We start from the raw sequence: 24,431 nt of genomic DNA, 5'->3' as shown, positions 1-24,431 counted from the left end.
GTCACTGAACGGTCATTGAAGGAGACGAAACATGGCAGTCCGCGTCGGAATTAACGGTTTTGGCCGCATCGGCCGCAACGTGCTGCGGGCTATCGCAGAGTCCGGCCGCAAGGACATCGAGGTCGTCGGCATCAACGATCTCGGTCCGGTCGAGACCAACGCCCATCTCCTCCGCTTCGACAGCGTCCATGGTCGCTTCCCCGGCACCGTCACCGTCGATGGTGACTCGATCAGCCTCGGCGCCAACAAGATCAAGGTGACCGCCGAGCGCGATCCCTCGAAGCTGCCCTGGAAGGATCTCGGCGTCGACATCGCGCTGGAATGCACCGGCATCTTCACCGCGAAGGACAAGGCCTCCGCGCATCTGACCGCCGGCGCCAAGCGCGTGCTGGTCTCCGCCCCCGCCGACGGCGCCGACGCCACCATCGTCTACGGCGTCAACCACGACACGCTGACCAAGGATCACCTGGTCGTCTCGAACGGCTCCTGCACCACCAACTGCCTCGCGCCGGTCGCCAAGGTGCTGAACGATCTCGTCGGCATCGAGACCGGCTTCATGACCACGATCCACGCCTACACCGGCGACCAGCCGACGCTGGACACGCTGCACAAGGATCTCTACCGCGGCCGTGCGGCTGCGATGTCGATGATCCCGACCTCGACCGGCGCCGCCAAGGCGATCGGCCTGGTGCTGCCCGAGCTGAAGGGCAAGCTCGACGGCGTCGCGATCCGCGTGCCGACCCCGAACGTCTCGGTCGTCGACCTCAAGATCGTCGCCAAGCGCGCCACCGACGCCAAGGAGATCAACGCGGCGATGAAGCGCGCCAGCGAGCAGCAGCTCAAGGGCATCCTCGGCTACACCAATGCGCCGAACGTCTCGATCGACTTCAACCACGACCCGCACTCCTCGACCTTCCACGAGGACCAGACCAAGGTGCAGAACGGCACTCTGGTGCGCGTGATGTCGTGGTACGACAACGAGTGGGGCTTCTCCAATCGCATGGCGGACACCGCCGTCGCGATGGCGAAGGTGATCTAAGAACGTAGGTCTCGTGTCCCGGACGCGGTGCAGCGCGCTTGCGCTGCTCCGCAGAGCCGGGACCCATCTCCCCGCGTAGGTCCCGGTTCTGCACAGCGACACTTCGTGCCGCTAGTAGCGCCCGGGACAAGAGAGAGTGTCCGATGGCGAACAAATTCCGCACCCTCGACGACGTCGATGTGAAGGGCAAGCGCGTGCTGCTGCGCGTCGATCTCAACGTGCCCATGGACAACGGCCGCGTCACCGACGCGACCCGGCTCGAGCGCGTCGCGCCGACCATCACCGAAATCTCGGACAAGGGCGGCAAGGTCATCCTGCTCGCGCATTTCGGCCGGCCCAAGGGCCGCGATGCCAAGGAGTCGCTCAAGCCCGTCGCGGAAGCGCTGTCGAAGGTCGTGAAGAAGCCCGTCGCCTTCGCCGACGATTGCATCGGCGAGCCCGCGGCCAAGGCTGTGGCGGCCTTGAATGATGGTGACATCCTGTGTCTCGAAAACACCCGCTTCCACAAGGAAGAGGAAAAGAACGATCCGGCCTTCGTCGCTGAGCTCGCAAAGCTCGGCGACATCTGGGTCAGTGACGCGTTCTCGGCCGCGCACCGCGCCCATGCCTCGACCGAAGGCCTCGGCCACAAGCTGCCGGCCTATGCCGGCCGCACCATGCAGGCCGAGCTCGATGCGCTGGAGAAGGCGCTGGGCTCGCCGACCAAGCCTGTTATCGCCATCATCGGCGGCGCCAAGGTCTCGACCAAGATCGACCTGCTCGAAAACCTCGTCACCAAGGTCGACGCGCTGGTGATCGGCGGCGGCATGGCCAACACCTTCCTGCACGCCCAGGGCGTCGCGGTCGGCAAGTCGCTGGCCGAGAAGGATCTCGCACCGACCGCGCTGCGCATCATGGAGAAGGCGGAAGCCGCCAATTGCGCCATTATCCTGCCGGTCGACGCCACCGTCGCCTATCATTTCGCCGCCAATGCGCCATCGCATGCCTACGGCCTCGACGCGATCCCGGCCGACGGCATGATCCTCGACGTCGGCCCGCAATCGGTCGCGCGCGTCCATGCCGCGATCGACGACGCGGCAACGCTGGTCTGGAACGGACCGCTCGGGGCCTTCGAGATGCAGCCGTTCGACCGCGGCACGGTCGCGGCCGCCAAGCACGCAGCCGAGCGCACCAAGGCCAAGAAGCTGATCTCGATCGCGGGCGGCGGCGATACGGTTGCCGCGCTCAACCAGGCCCATGTGGCCGGTGATTTCACCTATGTCTCGACCGCCGGTGGCGCGTTCCTTGAATGGATGGAAGGCAAGCCCCTGCCCGGCGTCGAAGTTCTGCGCACCAAGTAATTTAGAACGGCAAGCAAGAAGCGGCCCCCTTTAGGCCCAAACGGAGAGAAAGACAGATGGCTCGGATCACGTTGCGTCAATTGCTCGACCATGCGGCTGAGAACGATTACGGCGTACCGGCCTTCAACATCAACAACATGGAGCAGGCGCTGGCGATCATGGACGCCGCCAACCAGGTCGACGCGCCCGTCATCATCCAAGCCTCGCGCGGTGCGCGCTCCTACGCCAACGACGTCATGCTCAAGCACATGATGGACGCAGTGACCGAGATCTATCCGCACATTCCGGTCTGCGTGCATCTCGACCACGGCAACGAGCCCGCGACCTGCATGACCGCGATCCAGGCCGGCTTCACCTCGGTGATGATGGACGGCTCGCTCAAGGCCGACGGCAAGACCCCCGGCGACTGGGGCTACAATGTCGGCGTCACCAAGACCGTGACCGACATGGCCCATCTCGGCGGCATCTCGGTCGAGGGTGAGCTCGGCGTGCTCGGCTCGCTGGAGACCGGCATGGGCGACAAGGAGGACGGCCACGGCGCCGAGGGCAAGCTCAGCCATGACCAGCTCCTGACCAATCCGGACGAGGCCGTGAAGTTCGTCCAGGAGACCAGGGTCGACGCGCTCGCGATCGCGATGGGCACCTCGCACGGTGCCTACAAGTTCACCCGCAAGCCCGACGGCGACATCCTCGCCATGAACGTGATCGAGGAGATCCACCGCAAGCTGCCGAACACGCACTTGGTCATGCACGGCTCCTCCTCGGTGCCGCAGGACCTCCAGGACATCATCAACGCCTATGGCGGCAAGATGAAGCCGACCTGGGGCGTGCCGGTTGCCGAGATCCAGCGCGGCATCAAGAACGGCGTGCGCAAGATCAACATCGACACCGACAACCGCATGGCCATGACCGGCCAGATCCGGAAAGTGCTCAAGGACAACCCCGAAGAGTTCGACCCGCGCAAGTACCTGAAGCCGGCGATGGAAGCCATGACCAAGCTGTGCAAGCAGCGGCTCCAGGAGTTCAACACCGCGGGCCAGGCCTCCAAGATCAAGAAGGTCCTGACCACGGCCGAAATGGCCAAGCGCTACGCCAAGGGCGAGCTGGACCCGAAGGTGGCGTAAGCGATCGCGGTGGCGTGAGCCGCGGCGCGCCCGCTCTATCCTCCCCCTCTCCCCGCTCTTCGCGGGGAGAGGGTTGGGGTGAGGGGCTCTCGCCGCGAATTGTGCCCTTTCGATAGACCGATACCCCCTCACCCGGATCACATCTGCGATGTGATCCGACCTCTCCCCGCAAGCGGGGCGAGGTAAAGAGCCGCCCGGCCGGCCCAGCGCTGACCCCAAGCCGATCCCCCCTTTACCCTGCGACCAACGTTAACTCGGCAATTGCCCGAGAACGGTCTATTTTCACGGGCAAGGGCAGAATCGTTTTGGGAGGACCTCTCGATGAATCTGACTGAGCTCAACAGGATCGCGACCGCCATGGTCGCCCCGGGCAAGGGCATCCTTGCCGCCGACGAATCCTCCGGCACCATCAAGAAGCGTTTTGACGCGATCGGCGTGGAATCGACCGAAACCAACCGCCGCGACTATCGCGAGATGCTGTTCCGGTCGAAGGACGCCATGAGCCAGTATATCTCCGGCGTGATCCTCTATGACGAGACGATCTGGCAGGATGCGAAGGACGGTACGCCTCTGGTCAAGCTGATCGAACAGAGCGGCGCCATTCCCGGCATCAAGGTCGACGAGGGTACGCAAGCCTTGCCGATGTGCCCGGGCGAGCTCGTCACCATCGGGCTCGACAAGCTCGCCGAGCGCTTGAAGAAATACTACGAGCGCGGCGCGCGCTTTGCCAAATGGCGCGCGGTGATCGACATCGGCAGCGGCATTCCCTCGATGACCGCGATCAGCGTCAATGCCCATGCGCTGGCGCGCTATGCCGCGCTGTGCCAGGCCGCGCAGATCGTGCCGATCGTCGAGCCCGAGGTGCTGATGGACGGCGATCACGACATCGAGCGCTGCCATGAGGTGACGAGCCGCGTGCTCAACAAGACCTTCCAGGAATTGCGCGTGCAGCGCGTCGCGCTCGAAGGCATGGTGCTGAAGCCGAACATGGCGATCTCGGGTAAGAAATGCGCAAAGCAGGCCTCCGTCGAGGAGGTCGCGGAGAAGACGATCCGAATGCTCAAGGCGTGCGTGCCCGCCGCGGTGCCCGGCATCGCCTTCCTCTCCGGCGGCCAGTCCGACGAGGAGGCAACCGCGCATCTCAACGCCATGCACAAGCTCGGCCCGCTGCCCTGGGGCCTGACCTTCTCCTACGGCCGCGCGCTGCAGGCCGCGCCGCAGAAGGCCTGGTCGGGCAAGGCCGAGAATGTCGCGGCCGGACAGAGCGCGTTCAGCCATCGCGCGCGCATGAACGGTCTCGCCTCCAAGGGCGAATGGCAAAGCAGCCTGGAAAAGAAAGCGGCCTAGATCTTGTCGAACAAATCGCCTCCGCCGCGCCCGGCGCCGCGTCTCTATCTCGCGACGCCCGTTGTCGATGATCCCGCTGCGCTTGTCGCCGAGCTGCCGGGCCTGCTCGCCTCCGCCGATGTCGCCGCCGTGCTGCTGCGCCTGAAGGAGACCGACCAGCGCAGCATGATCACGCGCATCAAGGCGCTCGCGCCGCCGGTGCAAAAGGCGGGCGCCGCGCTGCTGGTCGACGGCCATCCTGAGCTCGTCGCACGTGGCGGCGCCGACGGCGCACACCTGCCCGGCATCGCCGCGATGAAGGAGGCGCTGCCATCGCTCAAGCCCGATCGCATCGCCGGCGTCGGCGGGCTGACGACGCGGCACCATTCCATGGATGCGGGCGAGATGGGTGCCGACTACCTGCTGTTCGGCGAGCCCGACGCGAAGGGACAGCGGCCGTCGTCGCAGGCGATCGCCGAGCGGCTCGACTGGTGGGCCGAGCTGTTCGAGCCGCCCTGCGTCGGCTTTGCGACCTCGCTGCAAGAGGCCTACGACTTCGCCGCCAGCGGCGCCGATTTCGTGCTGGTCGGCGAGTTCATCTGGGCCGATCCGCGCGGGCCGAAGGCTGCGCTGATCGAGGCCGATGCTGCGATCAAGAAGGCCCATGCCACCGCGCCTGCGGGTGAGGAGCACGGTTAGCACCCGACATGAAGCTCCCGTGCATCACCATCCTGGCCACGCTGCTGTTGACAGTGCCCGCGGCCGCACAGCTCCAGATCACGCCACCGGCGACGGTCCCCAGCCCGCCCGCCGAAAAGCAGAAGCCCAAACCGCCTCCCGCCGCCAAGAAGAAGGAGGCCGCTCCGGCGCCGAAACCGTCGGCCTCTCCCAAGCCGGCCGCCTCGCCAAAACCGGCGCTGCCCGCAACCGTGATTCCCGCGCCGCCCAGCGACACGCCCGGTGTCGATCTGGTGTTCGGCGCCTATCAGCGCGGCCAGTACAAGACCGCGTTCGATCTCGCCACCGCGCGCGCCGCGACCGGCGATCCCAAGGCGATGACCATGCTCGGCGAGCTCTATTCCAACGCGATGGGCATCCGCCGCGACTACGCCAAGGCGGTCGAATGGTACAAGCGCGCTGCGGACGCCGGCGACCGCGAAGCGATGTTCGCGCTCGCCATGATGCGCATTTCCGGCCGCGGCGGCCCGGTCGACAAGGGCGAGGCGGTGAAGCTGATGGCCTCCGCCGCCAAGCTCGGCGAGCCCAAGGCGGCCTACAATCTCGCTTTGCTGTATCTCGACAGCCAGACCCTGCCGCAGGACGTCAAGCGTTCCGCCGAGCTCTTGCGCCAGGCCGCGGATGCCGGCCTGCCCGAGGCGCAATATGCGCTCGCGACCTTCTACAAGGAAGGCACCGGGGTCCCGAAGGACCCCGAGCGCGCAGTGCGCCTGCTCCAGGCCGCCTCGCTCGCCGACAATGTCGATGCCGAGGTCGAATATGCCATCGCCATGTTCAACGGCACCGGCACGCCGAAGAACCAGCCGGCGGCTGTCGCGTTGCTTCGCAAGGCCTCCCGCCAGGGCAGCGCGATCGCGCAGAATCGCCTGGCCTGGGTGCTGATCAACGGCATGGGCGTGCCCGTGGACAAGATCGAGGGCTTCAAATGGCATCTGGTGGCGAAGACCAGCGGCAAGGGCGATCCGGATCTCGACAAGCAGCTCTCCGACCTGCCGGCCGAGGACCGGGCCAAGGCCGAGGCCGCCGCCAAGAAATGGCTCGGGACCAAATGACCTGACGCAATGACTTGACCTGAGGGCCCCCGCAGGGCACCCAATCCCTCAAACAGGCGCGCTTTCGCGCCCTTTCCCCCGACAAGACCCAGAGCCCATGCTGTATTCCGCAACTATCAACGTCATGGTCAAGGCCGCGCGCCGCGCCGGCCGCAGCCTCAAGCGCGATCTCGGCGAGATCGAGCATTTGCAGGTCTCGCTGAAGGGGCCGGCCAATTTCGTCTCGCTCGCCGACAAGCGCGCCGAGGAGATCCTCTACCAGGACCTCGCCAAGGCGCGGCCCGGCTACGGCTTCATCGGCGAGGAAGGAGGCACCCGCGAGGGCACCGACAAGAGCCACACCTGGATCGTCGACCCCTTGGACGGCACCACCAACTTCCTCCACGGCATTCCGCAATTCGCGATCTCGATCGGCCTCGCCCGCGAGGGCATGGTCATCGCCGGCGTGATCTACAATCCCGCCAATGACGAGCTCTACATCGCCGAGCGCGGCAAGGGCGCCTTCCTCAACGACCAGCGCCTGCGCGTCGCCGGCCGCCGCCAGCTCAACGAATGCGTGGTGGCCTGCGGCCTGCCCCATATCGGCCGCGGCGACCACGAGGAATTCCGCCGCGAGATGACCGCGATCCAGGACCGCGTCGCGGGCCTGCGCCGCTTCGGCGCCGCCTCTCTCGATTTGGCCTTTGTCGCCGCCGGCCGCCTCGACGGCTATTGGGAGCGCAATTTGCAATCCTGGGACATCGCCGCCGGCATGCTGATGGTGCGCGAAGCGGGCGGCACGGTGTCTGGCGTCCAGGGCAATGACGATCCCCTGCTGACCGGCCACGTGGTGTGCGGCAACGAGTTCGTGCACGGCGAGCTGGTGAAGATATTGCGGAAGCCGGCCTAAGGCGACAGCTCGCGCTTCACACTCCGCCGTCATCAGCCGCGAAAGCGAGTGATCCAGTATTCCAGAGTCGTTCGTGGATACGGACAGGCCGCGGCGTACTGGATGCCCCGCCTTCGCGGGGCATGACAGTTTGCCCTAGGGCTTCACCGGCGCAGGCGGCCCATACGCCTCGGCTTCCTTCGCCGCCTTCGGCTCCCGGTCTCCCGCCAGCACGCGCTGCACCGAGACGAAGAACACCGGCACCATCAAGAGCGCCAGGATCACCACCGCGATCATGCCGCCCATCACGACGCTGCCGAGTGCCTGCTGGCTGGCGCCGCCGGCGCCGTGAGCGATGGCCATCGGCAGCACGCCGCAGATGAAGGCAAGGCCGGTCATCAGGATCGGGCGGAAACGCAGGCGGCAGGCTTCGATGGTGGCGTCCACCAGCGGCTTGCCCTCTTTGCGCAGGTCCTTGGCGAACTCGATGATCAGGATCGCGTCCTTGGCGGCGAGACCGATGATGGTGATGAGGCCGACGGTGAAATAGACGTCGTTGGGCAGGCCGCGCAGCATCGCCGCAATCACGGCGCCGACGATGCCGAGCGGCACGGTGAGCAGCACCGCGAGCGGGATGGTCCAGCTTTCGTAGAGCGCGGCCAGACACAGGAACACCACGAGCACCGAGAGGCCGAGCAGGAACGGCGCCTGCGAGCCCGACAACTTTTCCTGGAGCGATTGTCCGGTCCATTCATAGCCGAAGCCGCGCGGCAGCCTTCCTGCAAGCTTCTCCATCTCGGCGATGGCATCGCCCGAGGTGAAGCCGGGCCTAGCTTCGCCGGAGATGCGCACCGCGGGATAGTAGTTGAAGCCGGCGATCTGCGTCGGACCACGCGCCCATTCGACGGTAGCGAAGGAGGAGAACGGCACCAGCTCGCCGCGGCTGTTCTTGACGTTGTAGTTGAGGATGTCCTCGGTCCGCATGCGGTCGCGGCTATCCGCCTGCACCACGACGCGCTGCATGCGGCCGCGGTTCGGGAAGTCGTTGATGTAGTTCGAGCCGAGATTGGTCGAGATCGTGTTGTTGATGTCCTCGAAGGTGACGCCGAAGGCGCCGGCCTTCTCGCGGTCGATCACGAGATTGACCACGCCGGCCTCGGGCAGGCCCTCGATATAGACCTTCTGCAGCACCGGGCTCGCATTGGCGTCCGCGATCAGCTGGTCGGCCGCGCGCATCAGGGCGGAATAGCCCTTCTGGCCGCGGTCCTGGAGGCGGAACGAGAAGCCGGAGGAGTTGCCGAGATTGTCGATCGGCGGCGGCTGCAGCGCGGAGATCTTGGCATCGCGGATCGACGACCCCAGATCGCGGTTGATGTCATTGACGATCGCCGCGGCGGACTCCTTCGGCCCGCGCTCGGACCAGTCCTTCAAGGTGATGAAGGCCTGCGCGGTGTTCATGCCCTGGCCGGAGAAGCTGAAGCCGGTGAGGAAGGTGACATCCTTCACGCCCGGGCGCTCGGCGAGATATTTCTCGACCTTCTCGATCACGGCCTCGGTGCGCGGATAGGACGAATCCGACGGCGTCTGCACGTCCGTGGTGACGAAACCCTGGTCGTCGATCGGCAGGAAGCCGCCGGGCAGGCTGACGAAGGCCCAGGACAGGCCCACCAGCAGCGCGGCATAGACCAGCATCAGGCGCCCGGTGCGCCTGAGCGAGAAGCCGACGGTGCGGGAATAGCCCTCCTTGCCGCCCTCGAGCATGCGGTTGAACCAGCCGAACACGCCCCGCTTCGCGTGGCCATGACCGGCCGTGACGGGCTTGAGCAGGGTCGCGCACAGCGCCGGGGTCAACGACAGCGCGAGGAAGGCGGAGAAGCCGATCGCGGCGACCATGGTCACCGAGAACTGGCGGTAGATGATGCCGACCGAGCCCGGGAAGAACGCCATCGGCACGAACACCGCCATCAGCACCAGGGTGATGCCGATAATGGCGCCCGATATCTGCGACATCGCCTTGCGCGTCGCCTCCTTCGGCGACAGGCCCTCCTCGCTCATGATGCGTTCGACATTCTCGACCACGACGATGGCGTCGTCGACGAGGATGCCGACTGCGAGCACCATGCCGAACATCGAGAGCATGTTGATGGAATAGCCGGCGAGCAGCAGCGTGGTACAGGCGCCCAGAAGCGCCACCGGCACCACGATGGTCGGAATGATGGTGTAGCGGATGTTCTGGAGGAACAGGAACATCACCACGAACACCAGCACCACGGCTTCGACCAGCGTCGACAGCACCTTCTTGATCGAGGCCTCGACCACGGGCGTGATGTTGTAGGGGATCTCGTAAGTGATGTTGGCCGGGAAGAAGCGCGACAGCTCCTTCATCTTCTCCTCGACCGCGCTCGCGGTCGCCAGCGCATTGCCGGTCGGCGACATCAGCACGGAGAGGCCGGCGGTCGGTTTGCCGTTGAGGCGCGTGTTGAACTGGTAGCTGAGGCCGCCGACCTCGATGCGCGCGACGTCGCGCAGGCGCACGGTCGAGCCGTCGGCATTGGCGCGCAGGATGATGGCGCCGAATTCGTCCGGCGAGGAGAGCTGGCCCTTGACCAGCACCAGCGCCGAGGTGCGCTGGGTCGCGGTCGAGGGCTCGGCGCCGATGCTGCCCGAGGCCACCTGCGCGTTCTGCGCGGCGATCGCCTTGTTGATGTCGTCCGCGGTCAGGCCATAGCCGACGAGCTTGGCCGGGTCGACCCAGACACGCAAACTGCGCTCGGTCGAATAGAGCGTGGCGCGGCCGACGCCGGGGATGCGGCGGATCTCGCCGAGCACGTTGCGGATCATGAAGTCGCCGAGGCCGACCTCATCGAGGCTGCCGTCGGTCGAGTTCAGCGTGATGATCTGCAGCACGGCACTCGAGGCTTCCTCGATCAGGATGCCCTGCTGGATCACTGCGCGCGGCAGGCGCGCCTCGACGCGCTTGATGCGGTTCTGCACCTCGACCGAAGCCGCGCTGGTATCGGTGCCCGGCTGGAAATTGGCGATGATCTCGACCTGGCCGAGCGAGTCGCTGGTCGATTCGAAATTGAGGATGCCGGAGGCGCCGTTGAGCTCCTCCTCGATCAGGCGCGTGACGCTGTTGTAGAGGTTTTCGGGCGAAGCGCCGGGATAGCTGGTCGAGATCGAGATCGAGGGCGGCGCGATGATCGGATATTGCGCGATCGGCAGCAGCGGCACCGCGATCGCGCCGATCAGACAGATGAACAGCGCGACCACCCAGGCAAAGATCGGCCTGTCGATGAAGAAACTCGCCATGGCGGATTACCGCGTGACTTTTTCGGCGTGCCGGTTGTCCGCGGTCGCGTCCGCCTCCGACCAGGATTGCGGCTTGACCTTGTCGCCGGCCGCAAATTTCTGGAAGCCTTCGACCACGACCTTGTCGCCGGCCTTCAGGCCCTCGGTGACGAACCAGAAGCCGTCCTGCACCGAGCCGGTGCGCACCGGCTGCACCGCGATGCGGTTGTCGTCCTTGACCACGAACACTTCGCTGCCGCCGCCGCCATTGCGCTGGATCGCCTGCTGCGGCACCGCGATGGCATCGGAGTCGAGGCCCTGGTCGATGCGAACACGGACATACATGCCCGGCAGCAGCTCGCGCTTGGGGTTGCGGAACTCGCCGCGCAAGGTCACCTGCCCGGTATGGGCGTCGACCTTGGCGTCGGAGAACAAGAGCTTGCCGTCGAGCGAATAAAGCGTGTTGTCGTCGAGCACGAGGCGGACCTTGGCGGCATCGGCGGCGATGCGCTCGAGATCGCCGCTCTCGAAGGCGCGGCGGAGCTGGTTGAGCTCGTTCACCGACTGGGTGAAGTCGGCATAGATCGGATCGAGCTGCTGGATGGTGGCAAGATTGGTCTCGTTCTGCACCGCGAGCGCGCCCTCGCTAACGAGGGCCGCACCGACGGTGCCGTCGATCGGCGCGCGCACGGTGGCGTAGTCGAGATTGAGCTTGGCGCGCGCGAGATCGGCCTTGCGGCCCTCGACCTCGGCCTGGGCCTGGCGCTCGGCGGCGACCGCCTTCTCGTTCTCAGCCTCGGGCGCGGCGCGCTGGCTGGTCAGCGTGGCGATACGGTGCGCCTGCTGCTTGGCCTGCATCAGCGCAGCCTCGGCCTTGGCGAGCGCGGCCTCGTTGGCCATCACCTCGACCTCGAACGGACGCGGATCGATGCGGTAGAGCGGATCGCCGGCCTTCACCTCGCTGCCCTGGCGGAACAGGCGCTCGACCACGATGCCGGAGACGCGCGGCCGCACGTCGGACATGCGGGTCGGCGCGATGCGGCCCGGCAGCTCGCGCACCACGGCGCGGGCTTGCTGCTTGACGACGACGATGCTGACGTCAGGGTCGGCCGGCGGAGCGGCGGAGACGGCCGAGTTCGATTCATCGCAGCCGGCGAGCAGCGGCGCAAAGGCCGCGAGCATCATTGCAACGCATGCCGTTCGCGCGCGAAGTCCTGACATGAAGGTAAGTGCCCCGATGTTGTTGAAACTGATCACACACCGCGCCGGCCCGTCCTGGGCGATTCCGCGCGACTGCTGCCGTCAAAATAGAATGGACTTGCTGCGACGCAACGCATCCGGCGGGCGGCTCAATGTCACACGGCCTATCGCGCTGACTTCTGGAGGTTTTTTTGGATTCACCGGATTGTGAGTCGGGTTCCATCACGGCGCACTGCGACGGAACATCGCAATCACTCAGCGGCCTTCAGCCGGTAGCGGCTGACGCCCCATTCGGTTCCGTCGGCATAGCCGAACAGGCCTGAGGTCGCGAGCAGGAACCAGCGCCAGCGCCGCATCCAGAGGCCGGCCTCCTCGCCATGGACCTCGTGCAAGGACGCTTCGATCGCGTCGCGATGCGCATCGAAATTGGCGAGCCAGTCGTACGCGGTGCGCTGATAATGCGTGCCGCTCCAGCACCATTCCTTCTCGATCGCGAAGATGTCGTCGAACTGCCTGACGAGGTGATGGCTCGGCATCAGCCCGCCGGTAAAGACGTGCTGGGCGATCCCGTCCTCGCGATCGGGCCGGTCGAACAGATCGGAGCCGGCGCGATGGGTGGCGATGTGCATGAAGAAGCGCCCCTCGGGCGCGAGCCACGACCGCAGCCGCGTCATCAACTTGCGCCAGTTCATGACGTGCTCGAACGTCTCGACCGAGACGATACGGTCGAACGCGCCTTCGGGCGCGAACGCGCATATGTCCGCATCGACCACGCGCAGGTTCGACAGCCCGCGCAGCCGCGCCTCGTCCGCGACATAGGCGCGCTGCGCCTGCGAGTTCGACACCGCGGTCACCGTCGCGTGCGGAAACTGCCGCGCCATCCGCAGCGACAGCGAGCCCCATCCGCAGCCGAGGTCGAGGATGGTCTGGCCGTCGGCGAGACCGGCGTGCTCGACGGACTGCCGCAGCGCCTCCTCCTCCGCCTCCTGCAAGGTGGTCGCATCGGTCTTGTAGAAGCAGCACGAGTATTTGAGGTTGGGGCCGAGCAGCTGCGCAAAGAACGCTGCCGGTACCTCGCGATGTCGGGCATCCGCTTCGCCGGCGATCGGCCGCAGGATCATCCGCCCGGCGAAGGCGGCATCGTCGGCTGCACCCGGCGCCGACAAGCGTGAGGCCGTGCGCGAGCACAGGCGCTGGATCGCGGCGCGGATCACGACGTCGGGCAGCGGCACGCGTTCGGCAGTCCCGATGATGGCGGAGACGACGCTCATGCGACCACTCCCTTGGGCAGGTCTTATGGGGGCAGCGGAGGAAAGAACGCAGATGCCGGCAACAGGCCGGGGACAGGCCCAGGGCAGCGGCGGCCTGGGGATGGGCAAACTTTTGCAGACGATGCGTTATCAAAGCACGGTTTCCGCTTTGGGTTCCGGCCGCTGTCCACGAAATCGGCTCATCCGGCGCTTTTTTTGGGCTGGCGCTGTGCCATAGTGCGCACTGCAATCACGTTCGTAACGGATGATACCGGCCATGCCGCCTGGCGCCCCGCCCCGCTCCTCCATGGATATCGAGTATACGAAACTGTCCTCGCCCAGCGTCTTCCTGGTACGGATGCTGGTTTTCCTGGTGCTGTGCACCCTGGTGGGCGTGGTGCTCTACAGGCAGATCATCCAGGCCTTCTTCGCCAATCCCGGGCTCAATGCCCTGATCGGCGGCGTGCTGTTCATCGGCATCATCCTGGCCTTCCGCCAGGTGATCCGGCTCTATCCTGAGGTCTCCTGGGTCAACAATTTCCGCGTTGCCGATCCCGGCCTCGCCCCGTCCCGGCACCCGAAGCTGCTGGCGCCGATGGCCGCGATCCTGGGCGGCGAGCGCTCCGGGCGGATGAGCATCACCCAGACCACCATGCGGCATTTGCTCGATTCGATCGCGACCCGCCTGGATGAAGCCCGTGATATCTCCCGCTACATGACCGGCCTCCTGGTCTTCCTCGGCCTGCTCGGCACCTTCTGGGGCCTGATCGAGACGGTCGGCTCGGTCGGCAAGGTGATCGACGGGCTCAAGGTCGGCGGCGATTCCGGCGCCCTGTTCGACACGCTGAAGGAGGGCCTCGCCGCCCCGCTCGGTGGCATGGGCATCTCGTTCTCGAGCTCCCTGTTCGGCCTCGCCGGCTCGCTGATCCTCGGCTTCCTCGATCTGCAATCGAGCCAGGCGCAGAACCGCTTCTACACCGACCTCGAAGACTGGCTCGCCACCACGGTGCGCGAATATGGCAGCGGCGAAGTCGCGGTCGCAGCAGCCACCGGCGGCGGCGTCGCCAGCGGCGAGCTTCAGGCGGCCGTCGAACGCTTGCGCTCCGTGCTCGAGGAAGGCAGCGGCAGCCGCGGCACCACCGCGGCGATGGCAAGCCTTGCCGAAGCGATCCAGGCGCTGGTCTCGCATATGCGCACCGAGCAGCAGATGATCCGCGAATGGGCCGACGGCCAGGGCGAGCAGAACCGCGAGATCCGGCGCCTCCTGGAACGGCTCGCGCGCCAGCCCGAGAAGGGTTAGCAGAAGGGTTAGCAACATGGCTCTAGCGCGCGGCCGCCGCAGCGAAGGCGCCTTCAATTACTGGCCCGGCTTCGTCGACGCGCTGTCGACGCTGGTGCTGTCGATCGTGTTCCTGCTCTCGGTCTTCTTGGTCGTGCAATTCTTCCTGTCGCAGGAGGTCACCGGCAAGGACAAGGCATTGGAGCAGCTCAATGCCAAGATCGCACAGCTCAACGAGCTGCTCTCGCTGGAGAAGCTCGGCAAGCTCTCGCTCGACGACCAGGTCTCGCAGCTGAAGGCCGGCCTTGCCTCGGCGGAGTCCGAGCGCGACCGCATGAAGGGCCTTTACGAGGGCCTTGCGAGCGCCGGCAACGACGCGCAGGGCAAGACCGCCGAGCTCGGCAAGGCGCTGGACTCGGAAAAGGCGGTCTCGGCGCGGGCGCTGGCGCAGATCGAGGTGCTGAACCAGCAGATCAGCGCGCTCAGGCGGCAATTGGCGGCGCTGGAAGAGGCGCTCGACGCATCCGAGAAGCGTGACAAGGAATCGCAGAACCGCATCGCCGACCTGGGTTCTCGCTTGAATGTTGCGCTGGCGCAGCGCGTGCAGGAATTGTCGCGCTATCGTTCGGAGTTCTTCGGCCGCCTGCGCGCGATCCTGGGTAACCGCCCCGACATCCGCATCGTCGGCGACCGCTTCGTGTTCCAGTCCGAAGTGTTCTTCGACACCGGACAGGCGACCTTGCTGCCCGAGGGCCGCGCCGAGCTCGAGACGTTGGCGACCGCGCTGATCGATCTCGACAAGAAGATCCCGAGCGAGATTCCCTGGGTGCTGCGCGTCGACGGTCACACCGATTTGCGCCCGGTCACCGGGGTGAACTTCAAGTCGAACTGGGACCTCTCCGCGGCCCGCGCCATCTCGGTGGTGCAGTACCTGATCTCGCTCGGCGTGCCGGCCCAGCGCCTCGTTGCTGCCGGCTTCGGCGAATTCCAGCCGCTCGACACCGGCAACACCGAGGAGGCCTACAAGCGCAACCGTCGCATCGAGCTGAAGCTGACGGAGCGGTAGTGAGCGCGCTCCACCTCCGCCCCTACCGGCCCGAGGACGAGGCAGCCTCGATCGATCTCTGGCATCGCACCTGGCAGCAGGCCTATCCGCAGATCGATTTCGCTGCGCGGCTCGCATGGTGGCGCGAGCGCTGGCGCAAGGATCTGGTGCCGAACGCCCAAATCGTCGTCGCCGAACAGGACGGCGCGCTGACCGGCTTCGTCACCATCGACGGCGAGGGCTATCTCGACCAGCTCGTAGTCGATCCGGATCACTGGGGCTCGGATGCGGCGCGGCTCCTGGTGGACGAGGCCAAGCGGCTGTCGCCGTCGGGCATCACGCTGCTCGTCAACAAGGACAATGCCCGCGCCATCCGCTTCTACGAGCGCAACGGCTTTACGCACGCCGGCGACGACGTGAATCCGACCTCGGGCCGGCCTGTGCTGAAGATGGTCTGGAAAGCGTGATCTGGCGGGCGTGACGCCGGTCACTTAGGGGATCCCGCGGCGCCGGTTATTCGTTGTCTCAGCGATGGCAAGCGTATGGAGACGATCGATGAAGCTGAGCGAGCTGGCCAAGGGGTCCTCGGTGATGCTGGGCGTCATCGTCGCCGGCTATGTGTCGACGACCTATGTCGACCATCGCTTTGCGGCATCAAAGACGGCGAGCACCCCTGCGCCAACGAACAGCCCCGGACCGTCGGTCTGCGTGGAAGCGGACGGAAGCTGGAAGAACTGGCCTTGGCCGAACGTGCCGACGCTGTCGCCGAAGTGCCGGTAATTGCCCATCTGCAGCAAAAGGGCTGGCTTGCGTCCTGGCTCAGCGAATCGGAAATGCGCCCGGCCGGTTCCGGGCGCACTCCCCTTCGATGCTCAACCGATCTCGTCGGACAGCGAGCGCGATCGTGTTTCGGGGGCGGCAACCGCCGCGATGAGGCTCACCAGAGCGAGAGTTGCGAGCCATGCGGGAGCCGGCCAGTAATGGCCATCCGCCCATTTGACCAGCGCGGTCGCAATCAGCGGGGTCAGTCCTCCACCGAGCGCAGCTGACATCTGATAGCCAAGGGAGGCGCCGGTGTAGCGAACGCTGGTCTTGAAAAGTTCGGGGCCGAAAGATCCCATGATCCCGAACAGGACGCCGTTGGCTATTCCGCCGACAGCCATGCCCAGAAAGATCAACGACGTCATCTTCGTGTTCACCAGCCAAAACAGCGGAAACGCGAACAGCATCGTGAAGATCGCGGCCGCCATGAAGACCGGCCGTCGCCCGATTCGATCGGAGAACGCACAGACCGGGACGATGATCAGCAACTCGGTGATGGCGAATATCAGCACGCCGTTGAGCATCAGCTCCTTGGACAGGCCGAGATTCGTCGAGCCATAGGAGACCATGAACGTCACGTAGACGTAGAAACCGCCGCTCGTGGCCAGGAACAGGCCGGCCGCGAGCAGGACCTCCCGCCATTGGGTCCGCAACGTTTCCACCAGCGGAAATGCCGCGATGGCGTTCGTGCGCTTTGCCTTCGAAAAGGCCTGGCTTTCGGGCATGGAAAATCTGGCGAGCGCGCCGACCACAACCAGCACGATGCTCAGAAGGAAAGGCAGTCGCCAGCCCCAGGAAGCAAATTGATCAGGACCCAGGATCGCCGTGGTCGCGGCGAAGACCAAGGTCGCGATCACCAGGCCCGCGGGCGAGCCCAATTGCGGGAGGCTGCCGAGGAGTCCGCGTCGGGTCTGCGCCTCGCTTTCAGTCATCACCAGCACGGCACCGCCCCATTCCCCGCCGAGGCCGATGCCCTGCACGAGACGGAGCAGCACGAGGATGATCGGCGCGAACACGCCAATCGCGTCGTAGTTCGGAAGACAGCCAACAAGGAGGGTCGCGACGCCGGTCAGCAGGAACGTCGCGATCAGCGTGGACTTGCGGCCGATGCGGTCACCCATATGCCCGAAGATGATCGCTCCGATCGGACGCGCGAGAAAGCCGACCGCGAAGGTGGCAAATGAGAGCAGCGTGCCGGCCAGCGGGTCGAAGTTCGGGAAGAATTGCGCGTTGAAGATCAGCGCCGCGGCGAGGCCATAGACCTGAAAATCGTACCATTCGATCGTGGTGCCGACGGTCGCGGCCAATGCCGTTCGGGAGAGCGAACCGGATCGCTCGCCTGCCGTAACAATCGTCGTCTCCGAAATTTGCGTCATGTTCTCAAGTCCTTACACCCCAACTCCTGCCCCCGATGGGCCTCTTGATTTTGTATCGATATTAGATTATCGATAATCGAAGATCACGCGATACGACAGGAATGTCAAGAATGACACTATCCGACGCACTTGCAGGCATCTCGGCCGTGAAGCTTTCGACCTCGGATGTCATCGCCGAGCAGCTGCGGCGCGCAATCCTCCTTGGAACGATCTCCGGAGGCGCTCAGCTCAAGCAGAACGACGTCGCCGCACGGTTCGGCGTCAGCGTCGCGCCGGTGCGAGAAGCGCTTCAGCGGCTGATCGCTGACGGGCTGGCCGTGCTGCATCCGAACCGTGGCGTGACCGTCTCTCCGATTTCGGAGCAGGATTTCCTCGAGATCGCCGAGTTACGTGGGCTGCTTGAACCACACGCGCTGCGTCACTCGGGTCCACGCCTCACCATGGCGGACCTGCAATATTCCGAAACCGTTCTGGCCAAGGCCGCACAAGCTTCAGATCCACTCGATCGCGCCAATCTGCACTGGGAGTTTCATCGCAGCCTCTACAAGCGGGCGGAGCGGCCGCGCCTGCTTGCCCAAATTGGAGGCCTGTACCAGGGGATCAACCGCTACCTGCTTCCGGCATGGGCCAATTCCGGCCTCAGCTCCGACTGGGTCGACAGTCACCTGCTCATTGTCGCGAAGATTCGCGATGGCGACATCGACGAAGCCTGCCGCCTGATCGTCGATCAGACCGACGCCTCGACCAAGCGCGTCCAGGCCCACCTGCATCGGGAAGAATCTCTCAGGAAAGACAAGTAAATGCTCGCGTTCTCAGAATTCAAACTGCTCACGTTCGATTGCTACGGCACGCTGATCGATTGGGATACCTCCATAGCGAAGCTGGTGCAGCCCTGGTTGCTGGAAATGGAGTCTCAGGTTCCCGCGGATCTCGTCGTCAGCACGTTCGCGCTCATGCAGGCCAAGCATCAGCAGACGCGACCGACCTTGCTTTACCCCGACGTGCTTCGGCGTTCGTGGAGAGACATCGAGGAACAGTTCGGCTGGGACGAAAGCCCTGCCCGCGCGGACGAGTTCGCGCGATCCGTGCCGTTCTGGCGTCCGTTCGCCGACACCGTCGAGAGTCTGCGATTTCTCAGCCAGCACTTCGCGCTCGGCATCCTCTCCAATGTCGACAACGCTTCGCTCGCGGGCACACTCAGGATGCTCGAAGTACCGTTCCTGTTCACGGTCACGGCGGAAGACGTGAGCTCTTACAAGCCCGGCCAACCGCATTTCGATGCGGCCATCCAGGAAGCTGCGCGGCGCGGAATTGAGAGGAGCGAGATGCTCCACACCGCTCAAAGCAAGCACCACGATATCGCACCCGGAAACAGGCTGGGCCTGACGACCGTCTGGGTAAATCGCCGCCACGGCAAGAAGGGCACCGGAGCGACATTGGCCGCCACGGCCGATCCGACCCTGACGGTCAACTCGCTCGCCGAGCTGGTGGATCTGCACAAATCTGCGCAAGGCGCATCATGAGCGATCTCGCTGCCGCAAGGTCCATCGACAGGTTCGCAGCGCTGGCCACCGCAGATGCGCCCGGCCAGGAGTTGCGTCAGGCTGCCGGAAACATTGGCAACCTGATGCGCGGCGGGAGAATTTCGGGACGCGCAGTCGACTTCTCGCATGGTGATGTCGATGCCTTCGCGCCGGCACCCGGTGCATCGGATCATTTTTCGGAAGCGCTCGCAGCCGGAGGACGGCAGGCCTACACCGAGTATCGCGGCTCGGCTGACATCCGCGTCGAGCTGTCGGAGGCGCTGGCCGCGTATACGGGCGCTCCCGTGGCTGCCGACAGTGGCACGATCATCACGCCGGGCACGCAAGGCGCGCTCTTCCTGGCGGTCGCCGCACTCGTCAATTCCGGCGACAAGGTTGCGATCGTGCAGCCAGACTATTTCGCCAACCGCAAACTCGTCGAATTCTTCGGCGGGCATCAGCTGCCCGTAACGATGGACTATCTCCGCGGATCCGAAGAGGCAGGGCTTGACCTTGCGCAACTCAAGGCCGCGTTCGAAGCCGGTGCACGGTTGTTTCTGTTCTCGAATCCGAACAATCCCACCGGCGCCGTCTATTCGAGGAGAGAAATCCACGAGATCGCCCAACTTGCCGCTGCGTTCGACGTGACGATCGTCGCCGATCAGCTCTACTCCCGACTTCTCTATACGAACCAGAGTTACGCACACATGCGTGCCGCCGGGCTGCCGGAGGAGCGCGTCATCACCATCATGGGGCCGTCGAAGACGGAGTCGCTCAGCGGCTACAGATTGGGCATCGCATTCGGCGCGCCTGCCGTCATCGAGCGCATGGAAAGGCTTCAGGCCATCGTCTCGTTGCGGGCCGCGGGCTACAATCAGGCTGTTCTGCGCACCTGGTTCCGGGAGCCTGCGGGGTGGCTGGACGAGCGAATTCAGGCCCATCAAGCGATCCGCGACGATCTGCTCGACGTCTTTCGCGCCGCGGATTTGACGACGCGTACGCCGCAAGCCGGCAGCTATCTTTTCCCGACGCTGCCGCCGCTCGCGGTCGAGCTAGGGGATTTCGTGCGGTTGCTGCGCCGCCAGGCTGACGTCATCGTGACGCCGGGCACAGAGTTCGGGCCCTGCCCATGCAGTATCCGGCTGAACTTCTCGCAGGATCATGCTGCGGCTGTCGCCGCAGCCCGGCGCATCGTCGAGATGGTGCATCGCTATCGGAGATGAGAGCGCCTCACGCGCCCTCGAACTGCAACCTCGCCAGCCTGGCATAAAGCCCGTTCGCCGCGACGAGCTCGGCATGCGAGCCCTGCTCGACGATCCTGCCGTGGTCCATCACCAGGATGCGGTCGCAGGAGAGCACGGTGGCGAGGCGATGGGCGATGACGAGCGTGGTGCGGTGCCGCATCAGCTCCTCCAGCGCGGTCTGCACCAGCGTCTCGCTTTCGGCATCGAGCGCGGAGGTGGCTTCATCGAGCAGCAAGAGCGGGGCATCGCGCAGGATGGCGCGGGCGATCGCGATACGCTGGCGCTGGCCGCCTGACAGCGTCACGCCGCGCTCGCCGAGCGGGGTCTCATAACCTTCGGGCAGGCGGCGGATGAACTCGGCGGCATGCGCGAGCTCGGCGGCGCGCTCGACCTCGGCATCGCTCGCGTCGGGCCGGCCGAAGCGGATGTTCTCGCGGGCGCTCGCGGCGAACACGTTGGAGTCCTGCGGCACCAGCGCGATGCGCGAGCGGAAATCGTGGGGATCGGCGGACCTGACCGGCACGCCATCGAGCGAGATCGCACCGCTGCGCGGATCGTAGAAGCGCAGCAGCAGATGGAAGATCGTGCTCTTGCCGGCACCGGAGGGGCCGACGATCGCGACCTTCTCGCCGGGGCGGATGGTGAACGAGATGGCGTCGAGCACATTGACATCGGGCCGCGCGGGATAGGCGAAGCTGACGTGGTCGAAGCCGACCTCGCCGCGCGCCGGCACCGGCAGCGCGCGCGGCGATGCGGGCGCGGCGATCTCGGGCTGCACGTGCAGGATCTCGAACAGGCGCTCGGCAGCGCCTGAAGCCGCCGCGACCTCGCCCCAGACCTCGCTGAGCTGGCCGAGGCCGGCCGCGGCGAACGCGGCATAGAGCACGAACTGGCCGAGCCGGCCCGGCGTGATCGCGCCGGTCAAGACGTCATGCGAGCCGATCCAGAGGATCGCGACCACGCTCGCGAACACGATGAAGATGATGATTGCGGTCAGCACGGCGCGCGCCTGTGTCGAGGTCCGCGCGGCCTCATAGGCCTGCTCGACCTCGCCGCCGAAACGCTTCGCGGCCAGCCCCTCGCTGGTATAGGCCTGCACGGTGCGGATCGCGCCGACCAGCTCGCCGGCATAGGCGGAGGCATCAGCCAGCGTGTCCTGCGCATTGCGCGACAGCCGCCGCACCCAGCGGCCGAAGGCGACCAGCGGCAGCACGATCAGGGGAATGGCGAGCAGCACGAAGCCGGAGAGGCGCGGGCTGGTGATCACCATCATCGCCGTGGCGCCGAGGAACATCATCAGGTTGCGCAGCGCGATCGAGACCGAGGCGCCGACCGCGGATTTGATCTGGGTGGTGTCGGCGGTGAGGCGCGACACCAATTCGCCGCTGCGCGCGGAATCGAAGAAGGAGGGCGAGAGCGAGAGCAGATGGGCGAAGACGTCGCGCCTGAGATCGGCGACGATGCGCTCGCCGATCGTCATCACGAGGTAGTAGCGCGAGGCGCTGGCGAGCGCGAGCACGGCCACGACCGCGATCATCACCGAGAAATAGCTGTTGATCAGCGCGATGCCTTCCGGCGAGAGACCGAAGTCGATCATCCGGCGCACAGCGACCGGCACCAGCAGCGTGGTCAGCGCCGCGATCGTGAGCGCCACGAAGGCGAGCGCCGCGCGGCCGCGATAGCGCGCCACGTAGGGCGCGAGCGCCAGCAGCGGCCGCAGCCTGGCGCGGCCCTTGGCGGGCTGCTCGATCAGCTCGGCTTCGATCGACGGGGCTTCGGTCGGTGCGCCGTCGCGCTCGTCGCGGTACTGGTCGTCAAGCCGTTCCACAGCGCTCATGAGATCCGGACCCAGGGAGACAAGTCAGCTCCACATAGGCCGGTGAAAGGGGAGTGGCAAATCCGGGATGTCCCTTAGGGGACGGCCCGGTTCTCAAGTCCCCACAATGGCTTGTTTTAAGGGGACCTGTGAGGTATAGAGCCGGCCAAATCCGTCATTCAATAGTCACTCAAGCAAGGCGCCGGGCGCCGAGGAATTGCCATGAAAGCCGAAATTCACCCGAATTATCATACAATTACGGTCGTCATGACGGACGGAACCGAGTACCAGACCCGCTCGACCTGGGGCAAGGAAGGCGACAAGCTGCACCTCGACATCGACCCGAAGTCGCACCCGGCCTGGACCGGCGGCTCCCAGCAGCTGATGGACCGCGGCGGCCGCGTCTCGCGCTTCCAGAAGAAGTTTTCGGGCTTTCTCAAAAAGGATTGATCCGGCCCGCAAGGCTGGTGACGAAAAACGCCCCCGGAGCACCGGGGGCGTTTTTGTTTTGGGCCGTCATTCCGGGGCGCCCGAAGGGCGAGCCCGGAATCCATAACCACGATCGGGAGTATGGATTCCGGGCCCGCGCCAAGAGGCGCGTCCCGGAATGACGACCGTGATTGTTGATAGAGCTTACCGCTCGAACGCAGCCTTGAGCGCGTTGAGCTGCGGCACCAGCGGGTTGCCGATGGCGACGTGCTCGGTCGGCGGGGTGTGGATCGAGGTGTCGAGACGGCGGACGCGGGTCTGCAGGCTCATCGAACGGTGAATCAGGTCCTGGAGCTGGGCCGGCAGCTTCTCGATGGTGTCGGCGGGGCCGGGATCGGCGGCGGTGAGCTTGACCTTGGTCTTCTCGCGATTGGCCTGGACCAGCGTCATCTCGCCTTCCTTCACCGCGCGGTGCAGCAGCAGCCACGAGGCGAGCTGCATCAGGCGGGTGGTGAGGCGCATGCTCTCGGTCGCGTAGGTGAGGCTGACGGCACGATCGAGCGCCTTGGCCTCGGTGCGGCCGGCGCCGTCGAGGTAGGAGGCGGTCTCTTCGACGAGGTCCATGCCCTCGCGAAACAGCGCGCCGAACGCCGCAGAATTGGTGAACCGCTCGCTGAGTTGAACGAGAGCGCCGTCGGCCTGCAAACGTTCCATGGTTAACGCCCCTTACGCAACTGTTTACCCACCCGGCCTTGGCGCCGGATTATGATGAACAAATCATTGCGCGGGCGAAGCGCGGAGTCCAGCGGCAGCTGCGGATATGGTTTCCGCGGGTCTTTCCTCGGAATTCAACCGAAAGGAGACTCGTTTCGACGCGTTTTCTTGACGCGAACCGGTACCCACTTCGCTCGAAAACGCTTTGGACCAAAAAAAGAGCCGCCGGAGACCGGCGGCTTTGAAAGTTGATAACAGGGAGGCGTCAAACAGAGTGGACAGGACCCACTCGGTGTCCAAACGAGGACGGTTCCAGTCATAAAGCGAAAAGCTTAATTCGGAGTAAACGAGCTAATTTTTTGAGGGTTCGTTAGCCATGTCGGCCAGAGGCCGAGTGCGATGCGGAACAAATCGTCCGTCATGCTCGGGAAGTGATCGCGCTTCCTTCTCGCCGTCATTCCGGGGCGCGACGAAGTCGCGAGCTACGATGCGCGATTGCGCATCTGAGAATCCATAGCCACAGGAAGACGGAGTTGCCCGCCTGCCCGTTTCAACGTCCTGTGGTTATGGATTCCGGGCTCGGCGCTGCGCGCCGCCCCGGAATGACGGCACGCGATAGTTTTGCGAGTGGCATGGGTCCCGGCTCTGCGGAGCGTCACTGCGTGCCGCACCGCGTCCGAGACACGAGAGCCGCGAAAATCCTACGACTTGAAAAAACTGTTCGCCGCATCGCGCGAGGCGCGCTTCTTGGTGGCGGCTTCTTCGAGTCTTGCGATCTCGGTCTTGAGGAGAGCGACGCGCTCGGTCAGCTCCTCTACTGACAAGAGTGAGAGATCCTGTCCGATTTCATGGCTGATCTTCTTGCGCGGGCGGTCGTCGTCTTCGATCGGCATGCTCGTTCCTCCTGCGTTCGCGCGAGCCACACGGCTGAGGCGGTTGCCAGCTTGGGCCGCGC

General features: G+C 65.4%; 22 protein-coding genes. 15 read left to right on the top strand and 7 right to left on the bottom strand.

Going from position 1 to position 24,431, the window contains the following annotated elements; all coding sequences use genetic code 11:
• Positions 1 to 31: 31 nt before the first annotated feature.
• The 7 genes from gap to WN72_RS06510 all read left to right on the top strand — a co-directional run bounded on the left by gap (position 32) and on the right by WN72_RS06510 (position 7,508).
• Positions 32 to 1,039 (top strand): type I glyceraldehyde-3-phosphate dehydrogenase, encoded by a 1,008-nt coding sequence (gene gap, locus WN72_RS06540; protein WP_092216550.1) that lies wholly within the window; start codon positions 32 to 34, stop codon positions 1,037 to 1,039.
• 143 nt (positions 1,040 to 1,182) lie between these two features.
• Complete coding sequence (locus WN72_RS06535; protein WP_092216551.1) at positions 1,183 to 2,379, top strand: phosphoglycerate kinase; 1,197 nt, start codon at positions 1,183 to 1,185, stop codon at positions 2,377 to 2,379.
• Positions 2,380 to 2,435: 56 nt separating this feature from the next.
• Positions 2,436 to 3,503, top strand: a complete 1,068-nt coding sequence (gene fba, locus WN72_RS06530; protein WP_027561126.1) for a class II fructose-bisphosphate aldolase — start codon at positions 2,436 to 2,438, stop codon at positions 3,501 to 3,503.
• Positions 3,504 to 3,824: 321 nt separating this feature from the next.
• Positions 3,825 to 4,850 (top strand): class I fructose-bisphosphate aldolase, encoded by a 1,026-nt coding sequence (locus WN72_RS06525; RefSeq protein ID WP_092216552.1) that lies wholly within the window; start codon positions 3,825 to 3,827, stop codon positions 4,848 to 4,850.
• Between the two features lie 3 nt (positions 4,851 to 4,853).
• Entirely contained in the window at positions 4,854 to 5,528 is a 675-nt protein-coding gene (locus tag WN72_RS06520) for a thiamine phosphate synthase (RefSeq protein ID WP_092216553.1), read from the top strand.
• An 8-nt stretch (positions 5,529 to 5,536) separates the two neighbouring features.
• The gene (locus WN72_RS06515) at positions 5,537 to 6,619 is read left to right on the top strand and encodes a tetratricopeptide repeat protein (RefSeq protein WP_092216554.1); all 1,083 of its coding nucleotides are present in this window, start codon (positions 5,537 to 5,539) and stop codon (positions 6,617 to 6,619) included.
• A 97-nt stretch (positions 6,620 to 6,716) separates the two neighbouring features.
• Positions 6,717 to 7,508 (top strand): inositol monophosphatase family protein, encoded by a 792-nt coding sequence (locus WN72_RS06510; RefSeq protein WP_027561130.1) that lies wholly within the window; start codon positions 6,717 to 6,719, stop codon positions 7,506 to 7,508.
• A 135-nt stretch (positions 7,509 to 7,643) separates the two neighbouring features.
• On the opposite strand, the gene WN72_RS06505 is transcribed toward WN72_RS06510, so the two are convergent.
• From WN72_RS06505 to WN72_RS06495, 3 genes are all read right to left on the bottom strand, one after another.
• Positions 7,644 to 10,799, bottom strand: coding sequence for a multidrug efflux RND transporter permease subunit (locus WN72_RS06505; RefSeq protein WP_092216555.1), 3,156 nt, complete (start codon positions 10,797 to 10,799; stop codon positions 7,644 to 7,646).
• 6 nt (positions 10,800 to 10,805) lie between these two features.
• Entirely contained in the window at positions 10,806 to 11,999 is a 1,194-nt protein-coding gene (locus tag WN72_RS06500) for an efflux RND transporter periplasmic adaptor subunit (RefSeq protein WP_092216635.1), read from the bottom strand.
• Between the two features lie 230 nt (positions 12,000 to 12,229).
• Positions 12,230 to 13,249, bottom strand: coding sequence for an SAM-dependent methyltransferase (locus WN72_RS06495; RefSeq protein ID WP_092216556.1), 1,020 nt, complete (start codon positions 13,247 to 13,249; stop codon positions 12,230 to 12,232).
• Between the two features lie 256 nt (positions 13,250 to 13,505).
• Between WN72_RS06495 and WN72_RS06490 the strand changes: the two genes are divergently transcribed.
• The 4 genes from WN72_RS06490 to WN72_RS06475 all read left to right on the top strand — a co-directional run bounded on the left by WN72_RS06490 (position 13,506) and on the right by WN72_RS06475 (position 16,332).
• Positions 13,506 to 14,528: a hypothetical protein gene (locus WN72_RS06490; RefSeq protein ID WP_027561134.1), complete on the top strand. Its 1,023-nt coding sequence runs from the start codon at positions 13,506 to 13,508 to the stop codon at positions 14,526 to 14,528.
• A gap of 16 nt (positions 14,529 to 14,544) precedes the next feature.
• Positions 14,545 to 15,573 (top strand): peptidoglycan -binding protein, encoded by a 1,029-nt coding sequence (locus tag WN72_RS06485; protein ID WP_027561135.1) that lies wholly within the window; start codon positions 14,545 to 14,547, stop codon positions 15,571 to 15,573.
• The gene (locus WN72_RS06480) at positions 15,573 to 16,019 is read left to right on the top strand and encodes a GNAT family N-acetyltransferase (RefSeq protein WP_027561136.1); all 447 of its coding nucleotides are present in this window, start codon (positions 15,573 to 15,575) and stop codon (positions 16,017 to 16,019) included. The genes WN72_RS06485 and WN72_RS06480 overlap by 1 nt, the downstream gene beginning before the upstream one ends.
• 88 nt (positions 16,020 to 16,107) lie before the next feature.
• Entirely contained in the window at positions 16,108 to 16,332 is a 225-nt protein-coding gene (locus tag WN72_RS06475; protein ID WP_027561137.1) for a hypothetical protein, read from the top strand.
• A gap of 92 nt (positions 16,333 to 16,424) precedes the next feature.
• Here the strand turns inward: WN72_RS06475 and WN72_RS06470 are convergent, their stop codons facing one another.
• Complete coding sequence (locus WN72_RS06470; protein ID WP_092216558.1) at positions 16,425 to 17,750, bottom strand: MFS transporter; 1,326 nt, start codon at positions 17,748 to 17,750, stop codon at positions 16,425 to 16,427.
• 110 nt (positions 17,751 to 17,860) lie between these two features.
• Between WN72_RS06470 and WN72_RS06465 the strand changes: the two genes are divergently transcribed.
• From WN72_RS06465 to WN72_RS06455, 3 genes are read left to right on the top strand one after another with little or no spacing between them, the layout of a single operon-like run.
• A complete protein-coding gene (locus tag WN72_RS06465; protein WP_167380858.1) occupies positions 17,861 to 18,550 on the top strand; it encodes a GntR family transcriptional regulator in 690 nt (229 codons plus the stop codon).
• Complete coding sequence (locus WN72_RS06460; protein WP_092216560.1) at positions 18,551 to 19,273, top strand: HAD family hydrolase; 723 nt, start codon at positions 18,551 to 18,553, stop codon at positions 19,271 to 19,273.
• Complete coding sequence (locus tag WN72_RS06455) at positions 19,270 to 20,496, top strand: pyridoxal phosphate-dependent aminotransferase (protein ID WP_092216561.1); 1,227 nt, start codon at positions 19,270 to 19,272, stop codon at positions 20,494 to 20,496. The genes WN72_RS06460 and WN72_RS06455 overlap by 4 nt, the downstream gene beginning before the upstream one ends.
• A 7-nt stretch (positions 20,497 to 20,503) precedes the next feature.
• Here the strand turns inward: WN72_RS06455 and WN72_RS06450 are convergent, their stop codons facing one another.
• The gene (locus WN72_RS06450; protein ID WP_027561138.1) at positions 20,504 to 22,354 is read right to left on the bottom strand and encodes an ABC transporter ATP-binding protein/permease; all 1,851 of its coding nucleotides are present in this window, start codon (positions 22,352 to 22,354) and stop codon (positions 20,504 to 20,506) included.
• 201 nt (positions 22,355 to 22,555) lie between these two features.
• Here WN72_RS06450 and rpmE point away from each other — a divergent pair, with 201 nt between their 5' ends.
• The gene (rpmE, locus tag WN72_RS06445) at positions 22,556 to 22,783 is read left to right on the top strand and encodes a 50S ribosomal protein L31 (RefSeq protein WP_027561139.1); all 228 of its coding nucleotides are present in this window, start codon (positions 22,556 to 22,558) and stop codon (positions 22,781 to 22,783) included.
• 183 nt (positions 22,784 to 22,966) lie between these two features.
• On the opposite strand, the gene rcdA is transcribed toward rpmE, so the two are convergent.
• Both rcdA and WN72_RS06435 read right to left on the bottom strand, forming a co-directional pair.
• Positions 22,967 to 23,476, bottom strand: coding sequence for a protease adaptor protein RcdA (gene rcdA, locus WN72_RS06440; protein ID WP_092216562.1), 510 nt, complete (start codon positions 23,474 to 23,476; stop codon positions 22,967 to 22,969).
• 701 nt (positions 23,477 to 24,177) lie between these two features.
• Complete coding sequence (locus WN72_RS06435) at positions 24,178 to 24,369, bottom strand: DUF1192 domain-containing protein (protein ID WP_027561141.1); 192 nt, start codon at positions 24,367 to 24,369, stop codon at positions 24,178 to 24,180.
• Between the last annotated feature and the right edge of the window lie 62 nt (positions 24,370 to 24,431).

This window comes from Bradyrhizobium arachidis, from assembly GCF_015291705.1.
Lineage (GTDB): Bacteria > Pseudomonadota > Alphaproteobacteria > Rhizobiales > Xanthobacteraceae > Bradyrhizobium > Bradyrhizobium arachidis.
The sequence above is the reverse complement of the archived record's forward strand: the minus strand, read 5'-3'. Positions and strand labels throughout refer to the sequence as shown.